We start from the raw sequence: 18,209 nt of genomic DNA, 5'->3' as shown, positions 1-18,209 counted from the left end.
GTACTACTCCTGGCAAATCAGTGGAGCGATAAAATTACGGCATAATGGCACCAGTTCCGGGTGCGATAAATACCCCATATGCCCCGAGCGAATACAGGCATCAACATCACGCAACCACAGGCGGGAAATGAGATCCTGGCTCCCCTGAACCAGCAAATGGCGGCAGCCCGGCCGTTGGTGCGCAACAGGGCCCCAGGCAAAAACGCTCACTCGATCAAGAAATGGTGGGGGCAACGCCAGCTGGTTGAACAATGCCAGCCCACAGCTGCCAGCCAGCAATACCGTATGCTCAGCAGATTCCAGCAGCGCCTGTGCAACGGGCTGGTAACGGCGGGTAAACTCTGGTTTTCTGGCATTTAAATATTCACGGGCATTATTCAGGCTGGCACGCAGCAGTCCGGTAGGTTGCCAGCCTGCCTGGCCGCTTTCCCAGGGGAAATTGGCATAAACAGGCAATGCACCCGGTGGCGTGACCCGCTCCAAAAAGGCCTGTTGCTCCGGGCTGAGAGCCAGGTTGCCAGGCATGCTGCGCCCGGTAATAAAAGCGACCTGCAACGAAAGTATGCTCATTGTGCAACAAACCGTTCATTGCTGTAGATGCGGTAACGCCGTGAGCGCCAGGTAATGGTGCGGTTAACCAGAGCATGCAGCACATGTACCGGTTGCAATAGTTCCGAAAGCAGCGAATACAACGGGCGTGAGGGAATACCCGGTTGCACAGCCAGTTGAATATTACGTAACACCAAATGGCGAACAACCAGCGCAGCAACCAGAGTGCCCGCGTTCATCACGCTGCCAAATGCCAGCACCAGCATCGCCCAAAGCAAGAATGGGTGTAAGCCCTGAAGCAGGCCTATCGCCAGCCGGGTCACCCCATTTTTCTCACGCATCAGTAAAATAGCGAACACAAACCACCGGTGCATTTGCCGCCAGTAGTGATGTGCGTTGCTCAGGCTGGTCTGCACCTGGACTGTGGCAGTGGATTGTACCAGGGTCACTTGCTGTGCTGCCAGGTGGCTGGCCAGTGCCAGGTCATCCGTCAGTTGGTGTTGTATGGGTTGAAAGCCCCCCGCCCGCGCCAATGTTGTACGCGCCAGTACATAACACATGCCATTGATGGATAAAGGACGGGCGACCGGGAGAAGCGGTAAATAAGTCAGTGCGGAATTATCATGCACAAACTGCGCTAACAGGCGCGATGGTATATCTGCACCCGCCTGGTACCAGGGCAGCGCAGTAACCAGTGTGTTATCCCCCATTTCGCTAAGCATTCTGGCAAGCGAAGGCGCACTGAGTATGGCATCATCATCCAGCACCAATAAAACTTCAGCCTGAACCACTTCATAACCCAGTGCCAGTTTATACGCTTTGGGGTTAACGCCTTCAGGTGCTGGCGGGCAGTAGTGAATATGAATGGCAGCATGGGGATAACGCTGTTGCAGCCGCCGGGCCACATACCCAGCTTCCTGGTCGTCGTTATCAATCAGCCACAGAAATCGGGCGCCGCTAAGTTGGCCCAGGTTGGCAGCCAGCACACTTTCCAGAGCAGGGTCACCACTCAGCACCGGCTGCATAACCACCACATTGCTGAAACAAGCAGGCACATCACATGGCGTGGCATGCACTGCCAGCACTATCCGGGCGGGAAGATACTTCACCAGCAAAATAAACAGCCATAACATTGCCAGTATTAGCATGGAATATACCCTTTCGCATGGTGTAAAAAACTGTCGAAACTGTGAGTAAAAGGAATGGAAGGTTCGCCAAAATCTGCCCGCATTGCATCCACATTCAGGGTTGCACTGTAGCCAAACACCGCCACACCAAAACGGGTGACAGGCGGAATTCCTGGCAGGCGCGCAATACGCCACATGCATTCAAGAGCACGGGCAAACCACATTGCCCGGCGTAATGGGACCGTTGCATCTGGTACAGGAAGGTTTAGTTGCATCAACAAATGATGCAGTGCATCACGAGTAAGTACCGGGTGCCCGGCAGATAAGTTGTAGCAGGGGCGAAGTTTTGGAGCCATTGCCGCCCGCAGCAGGTAATCACACAGCACATCCACATGCACTAATTCCGCCTGCGCAGGTTCTCCTTCATCCTCTAACCAACACAACCGTTTGTTACGCGCTGCGGTCAACAGTGGCGGGAACAGTAGCTGATCTCCCTCACCAAATACCGCACAGGGGCGCAGTACCGTTTTCTCGCCCGGATAACCGGCAACACACATTTCCGCCTGATATTTTGTACGCCCGTATTCACTGGTGAATTCGGGGCCAACTGGCTGGCTTTCCAGTAAATTGTGCTGATGAGCAAAGCGGTAATACACCGCAGCAGTAGAGAGAAAAATCAGGCGCGGTAAACCCTGTTGCTGGCAAAACGAAACCACCTGTTGTGTGGACTGGACATTATCGCGCCAGTACTCTTTTCTGGTTCCCCATGGCGATGCCCGGCCAGCCGCATGAATCACCACATCAGGTGTAAAGTCCAGTTGGCCCAACCTGTCCAGAGGCACAGCTGCATATTGTGCTCCTGCAGGTACATTCTGCCCTGGACGACGGCCAACGCCATACAACACACAGCCGCTGTTTGTGGCGAAGCGCTGCAAAAAACGCCCGCCAATAAACCCGGAAGCACCAGTAACAAGAATATTCACCCATTCACTCCCTGTATTACGGATTGCAAAGCCCGCCACTGGCGCACAATACGCCGCCGTTTTGTTCCCGCAGTAAGCACCGGCTCACCACAAACCAGAGACCAGAGCAAATTCTGGCTTACAACCCCCTGGCGCTGAAAAAAGCAGTTAAGTGCGTCCTGGCACAGCTGCAATTCAGCTAAAGAACCCCCTGCGACCAGAGTCAGAGCGTTATGGTCGGTCTGCCGTAACTGGTAATCAGCAGTCAGCGGCAAAGACTGAGCTATCACCCGGCTGCAGGCATCAGCAAACACTGTTACCGGAAGTTCTCCCAGGCCCGGCAGCAGCAATTGATCATCATGGCGGCCTTCAATACGGGCAATGGCTCGGGTTGCGCTGCCACAAGGGCAGGCTTCCTCCCGTGCCACCAGAACGTCATCCAGCCGGTAACGCACAATCGGCTGCGTCGAACGGGTAAAATCAGTAATTACCGGAACAAAGCGGTGCGCATCCAGCCACTGTGGTTCCACATGCAAAAATTCTTCATTCAGGTGTAATGTGCCATGTGAGCAAGTGGCAGCCAGAAAACCTTCCGTTGCCTGGTAAATTTCCCCCACATCACCAAATACCCGAACCAACAGCGCCTTATCACGTGCATCCAGCACTTCAGCTACTGAAATCACTTTTTTAACCTTTAATGACAATGCACCACTCAGCACCCTTTCTGCCAGTGCGCACAAGACCTGGGCCGGTGCCACAATAATGGTTGGCGAGAAATCAGTAAGGCCAGGTAACTGCTCCTGAAACGGCATCAACAAATCAAAATATGCCAGTGTAAGCCAGCGGTTATTAACGCTCTGGTATAAATGATTGTCAGCCCGCAGGAACAGTGCCACCCGTTCGCCAGCAAACAAGCCATCTGGCAACATTTTTGCCAACACGGCTCCTGCCCAGATGCATTGTTCTTGCGGGCTGACCACAAACACGCCACGCCGGCCGGAAGTACCTGAAGATAACCCTACACTGAAACACCCTATTTTTGGTGTGAAGTCACGGTTTTGTTCGCTTTGTAAAGCACATGCCAGCAGTTCATCCCGGTTGAGCCCGGCCGTATTCATTTGGTCGAAATGGGCCATCATTTGTGCTTTATCCATTAGCGGCCACTTTTTGAAGGGCTGGTGAAGATATGGCCTGAACCATGGGCTGTGGCGCAAAGTATGGCGGCTAAAATGAGCCAGCCGCTTTGTCTGCCAGGTTTCCAGCGCTTCGCGGTGAGTAAAGCGTAGCCGCCTGGTACGCGCGTAGTGCCACAGTAATGCCACCAGATTCATAAGTCTCCCTCATGGCACAGGCGAATAGTAACCTGCCCGCATTGCGACAGAGTATGTAGACTTTGTAGTGTCTGGTAGAACTGTTGCGGGTTGCCCATGACCAGATGCGCCAGGCGCGCGGGGCCACGAAGCTCACGGTAACTGGTGGCAGACCAGGCGGCATCACTGGCTAACAACACCCAGCTATCGTCGGTCTGCACAAACGCCCCAATGTGTCCGGGAGCATGGCCTGGCAGTGGTACCAGAAAGATCTGCCCTTCACTGCCTGGCAATACGTACCCCCGGGTAAACGGACTCAGTTCACCGGGTAATTCAACCAGTGGAAATGCTTCAATAAATTGCAGGGAGGATTCAAATTCAGGCGGGATCAGTGCCGGAATAAAAGCCTGGCGTAATGCCCGAAAACCACGTAACGCACGGACCTGCTGCCACCCATCACCACTACAAATAGAGGTTACTCCCGGGAAATCACGCAGGCCGGCAACATGGTCTGCATGAAAATGCGACAAAATGATGCCGGTAAGATCCCGTGCATGCAGGCCACAAGCTTGTAGCTGGTTAACCAGTGCCTGGTGTGAAGAAAAGTGTACCGGGGTCATATGGCGGTAAATACGGAATACTCCCCGGCGGGTGGCACTGCCAAACCAGTCCGAATAACCGGTGTCCCAGAGCCAGCGCTTATCTCCCACTTCCAGCAACCAGGCGCGAGCCGGAAATTTACACACCCTCACCCCTGCGCCTTTCAGCGCCATACAACCAATGTGGGTGCAATACCCCACTTCAAATTCCGTGATTGTTGCCATGAGCCAGCCACCACTCTCCTGTACGGGCAATACCTGCATCCATTGAGAACCGGGGTTGGTAACCCAGAATACGTTGAGCTTTTTCGCTACTGAGTGTCATATCAAAGCTGACAGTACCAGCACTGTAACGGGTCAGTGCCGGTTCCTGATTTCTCCATGCGCCAACCCTTTCCATGCCACTGACGACGAGAGACACCACGGGCCAGGGCAGTGATTTTATGAGGTAATGCAAACCCAACTGCTGGTTCAGCAAGGCATACAGCATATCGGCAAGGGTTGAAGGTTGCTGGTTAGTGATATTAAAACATTCACCAGACTGGGCCAGAGAAGCGCCGGTTGCCAGCCACATGGCATGAACCACATTTTCAACATACGTGAGATCCAGCAAAGCACGGCCACCGCGTGGCAAATGTAATACGCCCCTTCGCTGGTGCAACTGGCGTAACACCCTGGGCACAATGACATTATCGTGTGGGCCAAATAGTCCCCGCGGGCGCAGAATAACAAACGTCGTTGCCGGATTTTGAGGTACTGCCTGGGCTACCACCTGCTCAGCCAGATATTTCGTCCTGGCGTAGTGGCAGGCAAAACGCCGGGCGAGGTATGTTTCTGGTAATGCATGATGGTGTTGAAAATCAAAATAAATTGCTGGTGTTGAGATATGCACAAACCGCGGAATACTCAGGTGGGTGGCAGTATTTACCAGCTTTTGCGTGACCGTAACATTGGCCTGAAAGAAGTCTTCGGCCTTGCCCCACGGGGATGATTTTGCCGCACAATGCCAGACAGCATCGCAACCGGTCATCAAGGCCTTAATCGCAGATTCATCGGCCAGCGTAAGGTCCATAGCGACAAAACGCGCCCCAGTCTGTGCAAGTTGCTGGCCGACAACCGGGTTACGGCCTGTCGCCACCACATCTATGCCTGCCGCCAGCAGAAAATCGACAGCATTGCGCCCCAGCCCACTGGTTGCGCCTGTGACCAGTACTTTCATGGCAGCAACACCATGCCTGCAAAGGTCAGACCGGCGGCGGTCCCCATCAACATCAGTGGTTTTCCGGGAATGCAACGCCCGGAAATCATCGCTTCATGCAATGCTGTGGGGATGGATGCAGACACCTGATTACCATAATCGCGGTAAATATCCACCAGCACAGTTTCCGGAACGTTCAGGCGCTTACGCATATGTTCCAGCGCCAGATGGCTTGCCTGATGGGGTACCAGCGTAGCGATATCAGCCAGCGTCATTCCACTTCTGGCAAGCAGACGGGCAAAATACCCTTCAATCAATGAAGCAGCCTGGCGAAACAGTGCCTTGCCTTGCATATGAAATAAGAAATCGGCGTCTTCCATGCCTGTGCGCGGGTTACAGCGGGTTCCCCCGGCCCGGATTTCACATAACGCACTGCCTGCCGGGTAGGTTTCAGCCAGGCTGGCGATAATACCGCTGCGCCCGTCGCCTTTCTCCACAATGGCGCAAGCCGCGCCATCGCCAAAAATCAACGAAGCTTCTTCGTGGGACCAGTCGATACCACGCGAGGCAAGGTCAGATGAAACAATAGCAATACACCGGTAAGCGCCGGTATTCAGTAAGCCTGCGGCTACATCCAGTGCAGCAATAAAGCTGACACAACTACTGTTGACATCGAACCCGGCCACACCGGCAGGCAGGCGGGCGGCTTTCATAATATGGACGGCGGTACAGGGTAGTGCCTGCACCGCAATAGCAGAAGCACATATCACCAGGTCTACTGACTCAGCGGGCAAACCAGCATGTGCCAGCGCATCATGCAGTGCCCTGGCACCCAATTCTGCCTGGCTTTCCTGTGCTCCAGCGTGATAACGCCGGGCGATGCCTGCACGCTTCTCCACATAGCCAGGCCTTTTCCCCAGGCGGTTATCCAGTTCGCGTGAGGTCACACAGGTTTCAGGTAATGCCACCCCGGTGGCAATAATTTTGAGCGCCGCTCTGGGTGCAGTAAAAGATACATTTTCCATTAAACCAACCATTATTCGCCAGCCAGTGGCTGGTGTCAGACAGTTACTGACAATAAACCTGGCAAACAGTGCCTTCGTTCGCCGTGTGATAACTGACAAAATCCACTTTGCCATGCGGTTACACTATAAATAATTCCGGCAAAGATATGCAAAGCAAGAACCAGGGGGAACTTCCCCGGCAACAGCACAAAGAACACCACAACCAGGCCGGCTATTACTATTTATATTTACAATGAATCGTTAGTCATTCTCATAAGAAGTATAAATAACTTAAAGAAAATTTCCGAAATACTCACTTCCGTCGCCAAATACCTTCACAGTCAATTGACAAAAAAACCATGCATATCTATTTTTGTCGCCGTTGAGAAAATTAATTTCAACAATGGATGAACATTTATCAACTAATATGGATTTATAAAATGAAAAAAGCAGCAAAAGTATTTGCTTTACTGGCCGTTATTTCTACCTTAACTGCATGCAGCGGCACTATTCAGAACAAAGAGAAAGACTGCAGCTATGATTACCTGCTGCACCCGGCGGTTTCCATCTCTAAAATTATTGGTGGTTGCGGCGACACTGCCAAATAATCCCCTGCTGGAAATAATTATTCCGGCCAATATAACCATATGGCCGGAATAATCAGAACAAACAGAAAAATTTTCTTATTGTAGCTGGTTAATCAGCAAGAACAATTAATAGCCCCTTGCCGAGCCTGCCGGGCGGCGTACATCATTTGCCCCATATAAATACCCTTCACGCACTTTTCCTGATACCGCACCATCGTTCCCGGAACTGGCAGTACTGACACCCGCGGCACCGGGTAACCCAACCATAATTAACTCAGCCGCCCCCCAGGGAGTTTGTTCCACCATGTTGTATCCCATACCTGCCAGGATTTTTAGCGTATCTGCCGAGACGCCACGCTGCTCATAATAGACTTCATCTGGCAACCACTGGTGATGGATACGTGGGGCGTTCACTGCTTCCTGCGGCGCCATACCAAAATCAATAATGTTCAGAGCCGTTTCCAGGGTAATGGTAATAATACGTGAACCACCAGGCGAGCCGAGCACCAGAAAAATTTTCCCGTCTTTAGTTACCAGGGTTGGGCTCATTGAAGAGAGCGGCCGTTTGCCCGGAGCAATACTGTTTGCTGTCCCCTGAACCAGCCCGTACATGTTTTTTGCTCCCACCTTAGTGGTGAAATCATCCATTTCATCATTCATAAAAAAGCCGGTGCCCGGTGCCATCACCACCGCCCCAAAACGCCCATTAATGGTATAGGTTGTGGAGACGGCATTGCCTGCACTGTCCACAATAGAATAATGGGTAGTTTCCGGTTTTTCATGAGGCGCCACCCCTGGCTTTAAGGATGACGAAGGCGTGGCTTTATCTGCCGGAATGGTTGCCCGGATTTTTGCTGCGTAATCCTTACTGAGCAGCCTGTCCAGAGGGTTTTTAACAAATGCCGGGTCGCCAAGATAGGTGTTACGATCGAGGTAAGCGTGGCGCATCGCTTCTGTCAGGGTATGAATAGCCGCTGCGGAGTTGAACCCCATAGATTTCAAATCATACCCTTCGAGGATATTCAGCGTTTCACACAGCGTAACGCCCCCTGAACTGGGCGGTGGTGCCGAAACGAAGCGGTAACCCCGGTATGTGCAGGTAACTGGTGCGGTTTCCGTCACCCGGTAATTGGCAAAATCGGCAGCCGAGATAACCCCTCCGCCTTTTTTTGCGGCAGCAGCCACAGCTTGCGGTATACGGCCTTTATAAAAAGCATCCGTACCCTGTTTTGCTATTGCTTCCAAAGTCTTCGCCAGATCGCGCTGCACCAGCCTGTCCCCAGGTTGTAATGGCGAGCCATCCGGGCGCAGGAAAATACTGGCGACGTATGGGTCCTGTTTGAACCTCTCCACCGTTGTGTCGAGGACATCCGTATCAGCCCGGGTGAGAATGTACCCGTCACGAGCCAGCTTAATGGCCGGAGCCATAACCTGCTCACGCGTCAACTTACCGTACTTCTGGCGCGCCGTTTCCATGCCCAGTACAGTACCCGGTACACCGGATGCCAGCCAGCCATAAAGGCTCGCCCCTTTGACCAGGTTACCGTTGGCATCCTGGTACATGTTGGCGCTGGCTGCAGCCGGAGCCATCTCACGAAAGTTGATGAAGGTATCTTTGCCGTCGGCGAGGTGGATTGTCATAAATCCACCACCGCCAATATTCCCGCAGCAAGGGTTTACTACGGCTTCGGCATAACCTACCGCTACCGCTGCATCAATGGCATTCCCTCCCTGCTTTAAAATTGCCAACCCGACTTTGGTCGCCAGGTCCTGAGATGTTACGACCATCCCATGTTGTGCTTCTGTTGCTGGTGCCGAAGCCGCATAAATCTGGCTACTGACCAATAACGCTGCGATGGAAAGCGCCCCTTGCCATTTTCTTATTAGCATTGTTACTCCTTGCCTGTTATGTAAAAAAAGCCTGCAACCCTGCAGGAATGGTTGTCAATTCCGTGCAAGAGGCAGGCCAGGTTAACTATAGGCAAATTCAGGCGGGGTGTTTATTTAATTATTTACAAAACAGCAAGATATATTCTCCACAGCAAACACTTTACCCACATACTCTTTATGCCTTTACATAAAGTAAAAATACTCTGCACAGCGCAGGTGCAAACTATTTCCCCAACCGGGATAGCATTTCCGGGCGCATAAATTTATGGATGACCAGCATAAACAGCACCGAAGGCAGTAACAGAATTAATGCGGTTATCGACGATACCTGGTAATTACCAGACATGCTGGCGGTATAAAGCATAATCGGCAATGTCGAAACATCCGGAGCACCAACAAAAAAAGTGCCGGTGAATTCATCCATTGATTCCAGGAACACAAAGATACTTGCGGCGATAATCCCGGGTGCCGCCTGGGGCAAAATAATGGTGAAGAAAGTGTATACCGGCCCGGCCCCCAGGTTACGGGCAGCTCTGGCCTGCAATGGGTCTGTGGCTGAAAACGCGGCAACGCTTATCCAGACGGAATACATTAACCCATGCACACTGTGCACCAGCACCACCCCCAGTACCGTGCCATTCAGCCCCCACTGGTAAAACAGGCGGGCGACATTCATGTACACAGTAAGGTTTGGGAATGCCTGCGGGATAAGAAACAACAACATGAAAACCAGGCGTAACGGCATGGTACGTTGTGCCAGAGCGTAACCTGCAGGCACAGAGACAACCAGGCAAACCAGCACACTCAGTAACGCAACCCCCAGGCTGGTAAACAATGAACCAGACACATCACTGTAAGGACTGAATACCTGAAACCAGTATTTTAGCCCCCACTGGCTGGGCAGTGCATGAGGGAAAAACCAGCTTTCCGCCACACTCCAGATGAGTAAATTAACAACCGGCCCTAACAGGACTAACACAAGAAAAATAACCAGCAGCGTTTGCCAAAACCGCCCATTATAAATCGGCAAAATACGCCGTGGTAATTTGACCGATACCGGAACAGGTAACATTGCCGATGCCATTACTGGCCCCCTTTTTCTTTCAGGCTGTAGCGTAAATAAAACCAGGACAACACTGCACAAATTCCCCAGGAAACAATGCCCAATGCACTGGCAACCGGGTAATCACCATAAGAGTTAACACGAAAAGCCATATCGACTGTCAGCATGCCGGGGGAGCCGGTGCCAATCATTAAAGGGACAGAAAGCACAGACAACATCATCACCGTGGATAACACCAGTGCCACACCCAGAGTGGGCATAACCTGCGGCAGAATAATAGTGAATAAAATACGTATTCTGGACGCGCCCAGATTCCGTGCAGCCTGAATTTGTGCCGGGTCTACCGCCGCCATTGCCCCGGCAACTAATAACGTCACAAAAGCGAATTGCTTCCAGACAAAAGTAATAATAATGCCTTTCCACCCTAAAAATGACACGGTTTCCAGCGGGGTAACCAGGCCAGTTGCCACCAGCGCATTATTCATTAACCCATTTTTTGCCAGGAACGTTCGCATCATTTGCGCCGTGACAATAAAGGGAATAAACAGCGGCAACCGGTACAATAATCCCAGCAACCGGACTGCTTTTTGCCAGGGAGATAACACCACTACCGCGGAAACTGTTACTGAAATCACTGCCAGCAACGCCAGAGAAACCAGTACAATAACCACCGAAAAGACAATATCCTGCGAATAGAGCGAAAATACTTTGCGCATTGGCTCAAGGCTGAATTCCGCCTGCTTACCGGTGAATGCGGCAACCAGAGAAGCACCCATCGGCCAGATAAACAGCAGGCTTATCATTAATGCCGCAGGTGCGACTAACAGATATAAATGAATATTTTTATTTCTCATCCCAGGCTGTCCGGCTACAGAATTAATGACCAAAATACGCCCGGGCGAATCCCCCGGGCTGAATAATTAATTTGAGACCTGGCTTTCATAACCTTCTTTGATGTCATCAAAATAAGGTGCTATCGGGAAACTTTTGCCGTATTCAGCCAGTGCCTGAGGTGTTATTTCAGCAAACAGTTTTTCCCAGGTGGCGGTATCCAGCTCTGGTTTTACATATTTCGCGTCAATCCCCGGGTACCAGTTAAATTGCTTCACGATTCCCTGAGCCTGAACAGCCGGGCTGGTTGCCAGGCTAATAAAATCTCGCGCCAGTTCAGGGTGCGCAGCTTTGGCAGGCAGAACGTAATACATTGGTTGCCCGGGCATCCCTGGCGCTAACAGCGAAAGTTTAATCGACGGAGGCAATTTGCCCTGGTCTTTCCAGCTATAAAACATATCCACCCATACCGGGCCCATCGCTATCTCACCACGGCTCAGCATGTCGAGAGTACCCGCATTACCCGGTGTAAATGTCACATTCTGATTAAAGGCTTTAAGTTTCTGGAATGCTGGCTCCCAGCTTTGTTCAATGGATTTATCATACTTCCCGGCAGACAGGCGGCTGGCATCCGTCCCACCCCAGGCATAGATCCACCCCACCACAAAACTGACGCCCGACATGCCGTTTTTGATGCCGTTATACCCGAAAGCTTTGGGATGTTTTTCCGCCCACTGCACTAATTCGCTATAACTTTGTGGTGGTTTTTTTACCAGGTCACTATTCCAGGCGATGGCTGTCTGGCTTAAAAACATTGGCATAACATAGCCATCGACATTCACGCCCAGCGCATTTTTCGCATTCTGCGCACTGACCATTTTGCCTTCAGGAATAGAATCCCGGTAACGTGCCAGTAAGCCTTTATCCACCAACTCGCCACCAGCTTTTTGGTGCACCACGGCAACATCCATATCCCACTGTTTTACGCCACTCGCCTGTTGTGCCGATAACTTCTCCATAATTTTGTTCGAACCGGCATCTCCCGGCCCTGTCCCGATAACGTTCACTTTAACGCCAGGATGCGCCGCTTCGAATTTCGGTGCTAAAAACGTTTTCACGTAATCCACCATGTTCTGGTCACCGGCTGTTGCCACATTAAGCACCGTATCTGCCCAGGCTAAGGGTGTAAGCAACCCGCAGGAAAGTGACGCCATTACTGCCAATTTTTTCATGGAAAACATAACTATCCCCAAAATATTAACGAACAATAAGCCGTTACATTGCACGTGCAAAAATGTGCAAGGCTGGCGCTGGAATATGGAGTGTTACCGGAGTTTGCTGCGCCCAACAGTTGGGGGCATCAGCAAACAGCATTTGATTATTGACCCGCACACCGTGGCGGTAGTTGTGGCCGAGAAAAGCCGACTGTTCGACAACCCCGTGCAGACGCAGCCCGGGGCTGGCGTGTTCTGTGTGTTCACTGGTAATGGCGACATCCGTGCTGCGAAAATAAATTTCGCTTTCCCAGCTTTCAGGCTGTGGTCTGATACCGTCAGGCAATTGGGCAGACAACCAGACCAGCCGGTTATCTGCTCCCATAAAGTCGGCAACGAATGCCGTTGCCGGGTGTTGATACACGTTTTCCGGGGTATCGAGTTGCTCAATGGTTCCCTGGTTCATGACCGCAATCCGGTCTGCCATCACCAGAGCTTCTTCCTGGTCGTGGGTAACAATTAACGAGGTGAAACCCAGTTTTTCCTGCAATGTTTTTATTTCATGGCGCACGCTCAGGCGCACTTTTGCGTCCAGATTTGAAAGTGGTTCATCCAGCACTAATACGTCGGGTTCAATAGCCAGGGCTCGGGCCAGAGCTACGCGCTGCCGTTGGCCGCCAGATAACGCCGCCACATTTTTATCGGCCATTCCCTCCAGATTGACCATAGCGAGTAAATCCATTATTCGGCGCTGGCTTTCTACCTTGCCAACTTTGCGCACTTTCAACCCAAAACCAATATCTTGCGCCACAGTTAAATGGGGCCACAGCGCATAACTTTGAAAAACCATGGTGATATTACGCTGTTCGGCAGGCAGTAATGTAATATTGCGCCCGGCAACAGAAACCTCACCAGACAGAGTAGGAATAAACCCACACAAGGTATTTAGCAGGGTGGTTTTCCCGCACCCTGAAGGCCCCAGTAATGCAAGCATTTCGCCTTTATTCACCGACAAATCAATGTCACGCAAAATAACCTGCTTTCCGTACCCGGAAGTTAACTGGCTGATTTGTAAATAGCTCATAGTCTTTTAACCTGATTGCGGCTGATTTTTCTGTTAATGAACACGTGTTCATTTCTCTGTAAAAAAAATGCAACCTTGAATCGACATGATGTGAGCCTACTTTGTCGTGCATTTGTGACACTTTAATTAATGCGGGAAGAAATTTAGCGAGGCAGAATGAAAATTGATGTTCTGGGTTGTGGCAGCGCATTTTCGTTAAACCACACTACATCGGCTATTCGTATTATTGATGACCAGCAGTCACAGTGGCTGATTGATTGCGGCCCCACAGTTCCTCGCGCGTTATGGAATCGGAAAGTGGATATCAATGCGATTGATGTGATTTTTTTCACGCATATTCACCCGGATCACTGTGCGGGCCTTGCGGTATTACTTAACCACTGGAAAAGTTTCGGGCGGGTAAAACCACTGCAAATTTATTGCCAGCCTGAACAACAAACCGTGCTGGTTAACCAAATCGCGCTGGCAAACTGGCCATACACCGGGCTGACCTTTCCCATTGAAATTCTTGCCAGCCAGCCCACATGGCGGTGGCGTGGCTGGCAGATTCAAACAGCCTTCGCGCAACATGAAATTCCAAGCCAGGCCATTCGTATCGAGGCCGATAACCATGCACTGTTTTACAGTGGTGATGGCAGGCCAACAGACGCAACCCAGGCACTGATGGCTGGCAGTACTCTGGCTTTTCAGGAATGTGCGTCCTGGCTCCCTCTGGCTGCTGATGCTTCTCACGGCGATTACCCTGCCTGCCTGGCATTATGTGAAAAGCTGGCATTAAACCTGATGGTGTTGTACCACTGCCAGGATGCTGACCGGCCAGCTATTGCACAGGCCTGCGCGCTTCACCCTCATTTACGGCTCAGCGACGACGGCGCCATGTTCGACCTGGCCCGCCCAAACCGGCTGCAAACGGCATGGTGAAAGTCCCCAGTCCCAATAAATCTACAGTAACAGCGCAGGATGTTGCCCGCCTGGCGGGGGTTTCCCGTGCTGTGGTTTCCAGAGCACTCAGCAACAATGGCAGCGTTTCCCCGCAATCCCGCGCCAGAGTGGAAGCCGCGGCACGCCAGTTGGGTTATCAGGTTAACTTTCTTGCTCAGGGGCTTAACCGGCAGCGTAGCCAGTTAATTGGCGTGGTGGTTGCCCGGTTGACTGATCCGTTTCGCAGTACCCTGGTCAATGCTTTGTTATCTGCAATTCAGGCCAGGGGGTACCAGGCACTGGTCACTGAAATTACTGATGAGCAAGAAACTGGCCTGTCACTGCGCCGTTTTACGCAATTTCGGGTATCGGGAGTGGTCGTGACCTCCGGGCAGCCCCCGGAATCTATTGTGCGGGAGTGTATAGAGCACCATATCCCTGTGGTGGGTATTAACCGGGCGCAGAGTGGCCCGTCCATGGATGTGGTCTGTTCAGATAACCATGCTGGCGCTATGCTGGCGGCAGCACAACTCCGTGCAACAGGGTGCCAGTCGTTTATCTGGCTTAACTACCAGGGTTCAACCTGGGCAGGCCGGGCGCGTGGTGAGGCGTTTCACCATGCACTTACCGCACAAGGCATTGCGCCAGAATGCCTGAGAGAGTTGCAGGCCCCAAAGGACGGGTATGAAGGCGGTTTTTGGGCGGCGCAACACAGTGGTTTACAACACAGTGCTTTATTACCCCAGCGGGCCACTACCGGTGTATTTTGCGCCAATGCTCTGCTGGCCTGTGGTTTCCTGGATGGCATGCGCCAGCAAGGCATAAACGCCCCGACCGATTTTCATTTGATAGGCTTTGATAACACCCCCCAGACCGCATGGGAAAGTTACCAACTCACCACGATTCACCAGCAAGTGGATGTACTGGCAGCAAAAGCGCTGGATTGCCTGCATGAACGGGCAAAGAATCCGGAGCTTGCGGCTCAGGTTATCCCGGTGGCGGTGGAACTTGTCCATCGCCGTACTTCACCTTGCGTAACAGAGCAGACAGACACGTTATGACAACTGATCAAAAACAGGCATTGTTCACCCTGATTAAACACGCCGGGCAGCATGCTCAGGCATTGCGCAACCAGGGGCTGAAAATTGATAGTAAGGGCAGGCAAGATTTTGTTTCCGAGGCCGATGTTTGGGTGGAACAACAGTTACGGAACTGGTTAACACAGCACTTTCCCGCAGACGGTTTTTTAGGTGAAGAAAGCGGGTTACAAACCGGTACCGGGCGCACCTGGGTAATAGACCCGATAGACGGCACCACGAATTATATTTTAGGCATGGATTACTGGTGCATTTCAGTGGCTTGTGTTGAAGAGGAGCAGGTTGTACTCGGCATTATTTATGCACCTGACCGCAACGAGTTTTTTGTGGCAGAAGCCGGGAAAGGCGCCACATTAAATGGGAATTCCCTGCACCTGAAGGAACCCGACCCGGAGCAGGTGGTTATTGGACTTGGGCGCTCCAGCCGTACGCCTTTAGATGGCTACCTGAAAACCTTACAACACCTGTCTGACCAGGGAGTGGAATACCGCCGGTTTGGTGCTGGTGCGCTGATGCTGGCGCATGTCGCCGCCGGGCAAGTGCACGGGTATTTTGAGGCCCACCTCAATAGCTGGGACGCCCTGGCCGGTTTGCTACTGATTCTGGAAGCTGGCGGCAAGGCTAACCCCTTTCTGGCTCGCAATGGCCTGACACAAGGTAATGTGATGTGGGCGGCGACACCGCAAGTATGGCAGCGGTTATCGCCTGTGTTGCTTGATTAACCCCCCGGTACCACAGGGCTGGTAACGGCACCAGGAGAACCGCCGGGTGGAGCGGGTGCAGGTACATCCGTCTTCCCGGCGAACAGGTAGTCCATGATGTTACGCATAATCGGTGCGGCGGTGACACCTTCATCGCCACCATTTTCCAGAATAAGTGTAACGGCGACCTGCGGGTCGTTATAAGGCGCAAATGCGGTATAAAACACATGGTCCCGCAGGCGTAGCGGGATAGCTTTTGCGTTATACACCTGGTTCTCTTTCAGGCTGAACACCTGTGATGTTCCACTCTTCGCCGCAATACCGTAAGGTGCCGTATGGAAGTATTTATATCCGGTACCATTGGGCGCATTCGCCATACCAAACATGGCCCGGCGGACCACGCCCCAGAATGGTGATGCCGGGTCGCCAACTTGTTGTTGCTCTTTAGGTGTTCGGTAGAAAGAAACCGCTTTCCCCAGCGCCATTTTCGCCATCAAGTGGGGAATAATCACATGCCCGTTGTTTAACAGGGTTACCAGCGCTTTTTCCATCTGGATGGGCGTGGCAACCCAGTACCCCTGGCCGATACCGACGGAGATAGTATCCCCGCGATACCACTGTTTTTTGTGAACTTTGAGCTTCCACTCCCGGCTGGGCAATAACCCCTGGTACTCTTCATGCAAGTCTATCCCGGTGTATTTACCGTAGCCGAACTGGCTGAGCATTTTATGGATCAAGTCGATCCCCATCATGTTCGCCACCTGGTAAAAAAACGTATCCGATGACTCTTCTATAGCCTGTGTAACCGTGATATTGCCGTGCCCCGATTTTTTCCAGTCGCGGTAACGGCGGCTGGTGCCTGGTAATGTCCAGCTGGATCCACTGAACAGATGGGTTTCAGGTGTGATGACATGGTTTATCAGTGCCGACATCGCCATGTAAGGTTTGACTGTCGATGCCGGAGGATAAAGCCCTTGTGTAACCCGGTTTATCAACGGCAAGTCCTGATTATGGAGTAACGTGGCGTAACCTTTTGCACTAATCCCTTCGACAAAAGGGTTCGGATCATAAGAAGGTGTCGAGACCATAGCTAACACTGAACCGTCGTGAGGGTTCTCCACCAGTACAGCAGCTCGCTGACCAACCAGTTGTTTTTCGATAAATTGCTGCAACGGAAGATCGAGTGTCAGCCAGATGTTCTTACCCGCCACAGGCGGTATCTGTTTGAGAACCCGAACAATACGCCCGTGGTTATCCACTTCAACTTCCTGGTAACCCGTTTTGCCATGCAGCTGCGATTCGTAGTAGCTCTCAATACCCTGCTTGCCTATATCGTGGTCAGCAGCGTAATTCTCAGCTTCACCTGCTTCACTCAGGCGTTTGAGGTCACTGTCATTAATTTTGGAAACATAGCCGATAACATGCGCCAGTGACGCGCCCCAGGGGTACTGGCGTTCCTGGTAAGTATCAATCCCCACACCTGGAAAACGGTACTGCTCAACCGAAAACCGCGCCACATCCCGATCCGACAGTTCGTCCTTCAGGATAACGGGTTTATAACGGCTACTATTGTGCAGCGTATGCCAGAAGTTATCGATATCGTCCGGGGTCAGCCCCACCACAGGCGTTAATTCAGCAATCGTGGTTTTTAAGTTTTTGATTTTGTAAGGTGTAAGCTGAATATCATAGCGGGTAACATTTTTGACCAGCGGCGTGTTGTTACGGTCATAAATTATCCCGCGGGTAGGTGCTATTGGCAGCAATTTAATGTCGTTCTGGCTGGATCGCTCGCTGTAGTAGCTATGATCCAAAATCTGCAGGCGGTATAAGTTAAAAATCAGAATACAAAAACAGACGATCACCAGTGCGAACGCAATGGAAACCCTGTAGACAAAGAGTTTTCTCTCTGCGTCAAAATCACGAATGGGTGTTTTTTGCATATCAATTTACAGTACAGAATGCTCATATGCTCAAGATAATTCGAGTTGCAGCCAGGCGGCAACGCAGTGGATACCGGGGCTTACACGGGTAAGTGACCGGAGTAAGCGAGGACAGCTAACATACCTGCAATT

Annotated in this window: 17 protein-coding genes; 4 read left to right on the top strand and 13 right to left on the bottom strand. The window is 51.8% G+C overall.

The genetic code is table 11. The annotated features are described in order from the left end of the window. Positions 1–3 precede the first annotated feature (3 nt). The 7 genes from DT73_RS06555 to DT73_RS06525 are packed head-to-tail and all read right to left on the bottom strand — an operon-like array spanning position 4 to position 6,770. Entirely contained in the window at positions 4–570 is a 567-nt protein-coding gene (locus DT73_RS06555) for a hypothetical protein (RefSeq protein ID WP_036105838.1), read from the bottom strand. Continuing rightward, positions 567–1,697 (bottom strand): glycosyltransferase family 2 protein, encoded by a 1,131-nt coding sequence (locus DT73_RS06550; RefSeq protein WP_036105835.1) that lies wholly within the window; start codon positions 1,695–1,697, stop codon positions 567–569. Before DT73_RS06550 ends, DT73_RS06555 begins: the two co-directional genes overlap by 4 nt. Beyond that, positions 1,691–2,659 (bottom strand): NAD(P)-dependent oxidoreductase, encoded by a 969-nt coding sequence (locus tag DT73_RS06545; RefSeq protein ID WP_036105833.1) that lies wholly within the window; start codon positions 2,657–2,659, stop codon positions 1,691–1,693. Before DT73_RS06545 ends, DT73_RS06550 begins: the two co-directional genes overlap by 7 nt. Further along, entirely contained in the window at positions 2,656–3,969 is a 1,314-nt protein-coding gene (locus tag DT73_RS06540) for a F390 synthetase-related protein (protein ID WP_036105831.1), read from the bottom strand. Before DT73_RS06540 ends, DT73_RS06545 begins: the two co-directional genes overlap by 4 nt. Further along, positions 3,966–4,772, bottom strand: coding sequence for an MBL fold metallo-hydrolase (locus DT73_RS06535; RefSeq protein ID WP_036105829.1), 807 nt, complete (start codon positions 4,770–4,772; stop codon positions 3,966–3,968). The genes DT73_RS06540 and DT73_RS06535 overlap by 4 nt, the downstream gene beginning before the upstream one ends. Continuing rightward, a complete protein-coding gene (locus DT73_RS06530) occupies positions 4,750–5,766 on the bottom strand; it encodes an NAD(P)-dependent oxidoreductase (RefSeq protein WP_036105826.1) in 1,017 nt (338 codons plus the stop codon). The genes DT73_RS06535 and DT73_RS06530 overlap by 23 nt, the downstream gene beginning before the upstream one ends. Then, the gene (locus tag DT73_RS06525) at positions 5,763–6,770 is read right to left on the bottom strand and encodes a 3-oxoacyl-[acyl-carrier-protein] synthase III C-terminal domain-containing protein (protein ID WP_036105924.1); all 1,008 of its coding nucleotides are present in this window, start codon (positions 6,768–6,770) and stop codon (positions 5,763–5,765) included. The genes DT73_RS06530 and DT73_RS06525 overlap by 4 nt, the downstream gene beginning before the upstream one ends. 419 nt (positions 6,771–7,189) lie before the next feature. On the opposite strand from DT73_RS06525, the gene DT73_RS25410 reads away from it, so the two are divergent. Beyond that, positions 7,190–7,357: a DUF4223 family protein gene (locus DT73_RS25410; RefSeq protein WP_036105823.1), complete on the top strand. Its 168-nt coding sequence runs from the start codon at positions 7,190–7,192 to the stop codon at positions 7,355–7,357. Positions 7,358–7,462: 105 nt separating this feature from the next. On the opposite strand, the gene ggt is transcribed toward DT73_RS25410, so the two are convergent. From ggt to DT73_RS06495, 5 genes are all read right to left on the bottom strand, one after another. Beyond that, positions 7,463–9,226: a gamma-glutamyltransferase gene (gene ggt, locus DT73_RS06515; RefSeq protein ID WP_036105812.1), complete on the bottom strand. Its 1,764-nt coding sequence runs from the start codon at positions 9,224–9,226 to the stop codon at positions 7,463–7,465. Positions 9,227–9,449: 223 nt separating this feature from the next. Continuing rightward, positions 9,450–10,298, bottom strand: a complete 849-nt coding sequence (locus tag DT73_RS06510; RefSeq protein WP_084172250.1) for an ABC transporter permease subunit — start codon at positions 10,296–10,298, stop codon at positions 9,450–9,452. 11 nt (positions 10,299–10,309) lie between these two features. Further along, positions 10,310–11,143, bottom strand: a complete 834-nt coding sequence (locus tag DT73_RS06505; protein ID WP_036105807.1) for an ABC transporter permease — start codon at positions 11,141–11,143, stop codon at positions 10,310–10,312. A 66-nt stretch (positions 11,144–11,209) separates the two neighbouring features. Then, the gene (locus tag DT73_RS06500; RefSeq protein WP_369792577.1) at positions 11,210–12,352 is read right to left on the bottom strand and encodes an extracellular solute-binding protein; all 1,143 of its coding nucleotides are present in this window, start codon (positions 12,350–12,352) and stop codon (positions 11,210–11,212) included. A 43-nt stretch (positions 12,353–12,395) separates the two neighbouring features. Next, positions 12,396–13,418, bottom strand: coding sequence for an ABC transporter ATP-binding protein (locus DT73_RS06495; RefSeq protein WP_036105799.1), 1,023 nt, complete (start codon positions 13,416–13,418; stop codon positions 12,396–12,398). 156 nt (positions 13,419–13,574) lie between these two features. On the opposite strand from DT73_RS06495, the gene DT73_RS06490 reads away from it, so the two are divergent. From DT73_RS06490 to DT73_RS06480, 3 genes are read left to right on the top strand one after another with little or no spacing between them, the layout of a single operon-like run. Next, the gene (locus tag DT73_RS06490; RefSeq protein ID WP_036105798.1) at positions 13,575–14,339 is read left to right on the top strand and encodes an MBL fold metallo-hydrolase; all 765 of its coding nucleotides are present in this window, start codon (positions 13,575–13,577) and stop codon (positions 14,337–14,339) included. Further along, positions 14,333–15,400: a LacI family DNA-binding transcriptional regulator gene (locus DT73_RS06485; protein WP_036105795.1), complete on the top strand. Its 1,068-nt coding sequence runs from the start codon at positions 14,333–14,335 to the stop codon at positions 15,398–15,400. The genes DT73_RS06490 and DT73_RS06485 overlap by 7 nt, the downstream gene beginning before the upstream one ends. Beyond that, positions 15,397–16,158, top strand: coding sequence for an inositol monophosphatase (locus DT73_RS06480; protein ID WP_036105792.1), 762 nt, complete (start codon positions 15,397–15,399; stop codon positions 16,156–16,158). Before DT73_RS06485 ends, DT73_RS06480 begins: the two co-directional genes overlap by 4 nt. On the opposite strand, the gene mrdA is transcribed toward DT73_RS06480, so the two are convergent. After that, on the bottom strand, positions 16,155–18,077 hold the full coding sequence (mrdA, locus tag DT73_RS06475) for a penicillin-binding protein 2 (RefSeq protein ID WP_051691288.1): 1,923 nt from the start codon (positions 18,075–18,077) through the stop codon (positions 16,155–16,157). The genes DT73_RS06480 and mrdA overlap by 4 nt on opposite strands. Between the last annotated feature and the right edge of the window lie 132 nt (positions 18,078–18,209).

The organism is Mangrovibacter sp. MFB070, from assembly GCF_000705335.1.
Lineage (GTDB): Bacteria > Pseudomonadota > Gammaproteobacteria > Enterobacterales > Enterobacteriaceae > Mangrovibacter > Mangrovibacter plantisponsor.
The sequence above is the reverse complement of the archived record's forward strand: the minus strand, read 5'-3'. Positions and strand labels throughout refer to the sequence as shown.

What these genes read in the sequence shown, in the direction of transcription:
- DT73_RS06505 (WP_036105807.1), bottom strand. Translation starts at nt 11,143, where the DNA reads ATGAGAAATAAAAATATTCATTTATATCTGTTAGTCGCACCTGCGGCA.
- DT73_RS06480 (WP_036105792.1), top strand. Translation starts at nt 15,397, where the DNA reads ATGACAACTGATCAAAAACAGGCATTGTTCACCCTGATTAAACACGCC.
- DT73_RS06555 (WP_036105838.1), bottom strand. Translation starts at nt 570, where the DNA reads ATGAGCATACTTTCGTTGCAGGTCGCTTTTATTACCGGGCGCAGCATG.
- DT73_RS06510 (WP_084172250.1), bottom strand. Translation starts at nt 10,298, where the DNA reads ATGTTACCTGTTCCGGTATCGGTCAAATTACCACGGCGTATTTTGCCG.
- DT73_RS06490 (WP_036105798.1), top strand. Translation starts at nt 13,575, where the DNA reads ATGAAAATTGATGTTCTGGGTTGTGGCAGCGCATTTTCGTTAAACCAC.
- DT73_RS06535 (WP_036105829.1), bottom strand. Translation starts at nt 4,772, where the DNA reads ATGGCAACAATCACGGAATTTGAAGTGGGGTATTGCACCCACATTGGT.
- DT73_RS06485 (WP_036105795.1), top strand. Translation starts at nt 14,333, where the DNA reads ATGGTGAAAGTCCCCAGTCCCAATAAATCTACAGTAACAGCGCAGGAT.
- DT73_RS06550 (WP_036105835.1), bottom strand. Translation starts at nt 1,697, where the DNA reads ATGCTAATACTGGCAATGTTATGGCTGTTTATTTTGCTGGTGAAGTAT.
- mrdA (WP_051691288.1), bottom strand. Translation starts at nt 18,077, where the DNA reads ATGCAAAAAACACCCATTCGTGATTTTGACGCAGAGAGAAAACTCTTT.
- DT73_RS25410 (WP_036105823.1), top strand. Translation starts at nt 7,190, where the DNA reads ATGAAAAAAGCAGCAAAAGTATTTGCTTTACTGGCCGTTATTTCTACC.
- DT73_RS06530 (WP_036105826.1), bottom strand. Translation starts at nt 5,766, where the DNA reads ATGAAAGTACTGGTCACAGGCGCAACCAGTGGGCTGGGGCGCAATGCT.
- DT73_RS06525 (WP_036105924.1), bottom strand. Translation starts at nt 6,770, where the DNA reads ATGGAAAATGTATCTTTTACTGCACCCAGAGCGGCGCTCAAAATTATT.
- DT73_RS06500 (WP_369792577.1), bottom strand. Translation starts at nt 12,352, where the DNA reads ATGAAAAAATTGGCAGTAATGGCGTCACTTTCCTGCGGGTTGCTTACA.
- DT73_RS06540 (WP_036105831.1), bottom strand. Translation starts at nt 3,969, where the DNA reads ATGAATCTGGTGGCATTACTGTGGCACTACGCGCGTACCAGGCGGCTA.
- ggt (WP_036105812.1), bottom strand. Translation starts at nt 9,226, where the DNA reads ATGCTAATAAGAAAATGGCAAGGGGCGCTTTCCATCGCAGCGTTATTG.
- DT73_RS06495 (WP_036105799.1), bottom strand. Translation starts at nt 13,418, where the DNA reads ATGAGCTATTTACAAATCAGCCAGTTAACTTCCGGGTACGGAAAGCAG.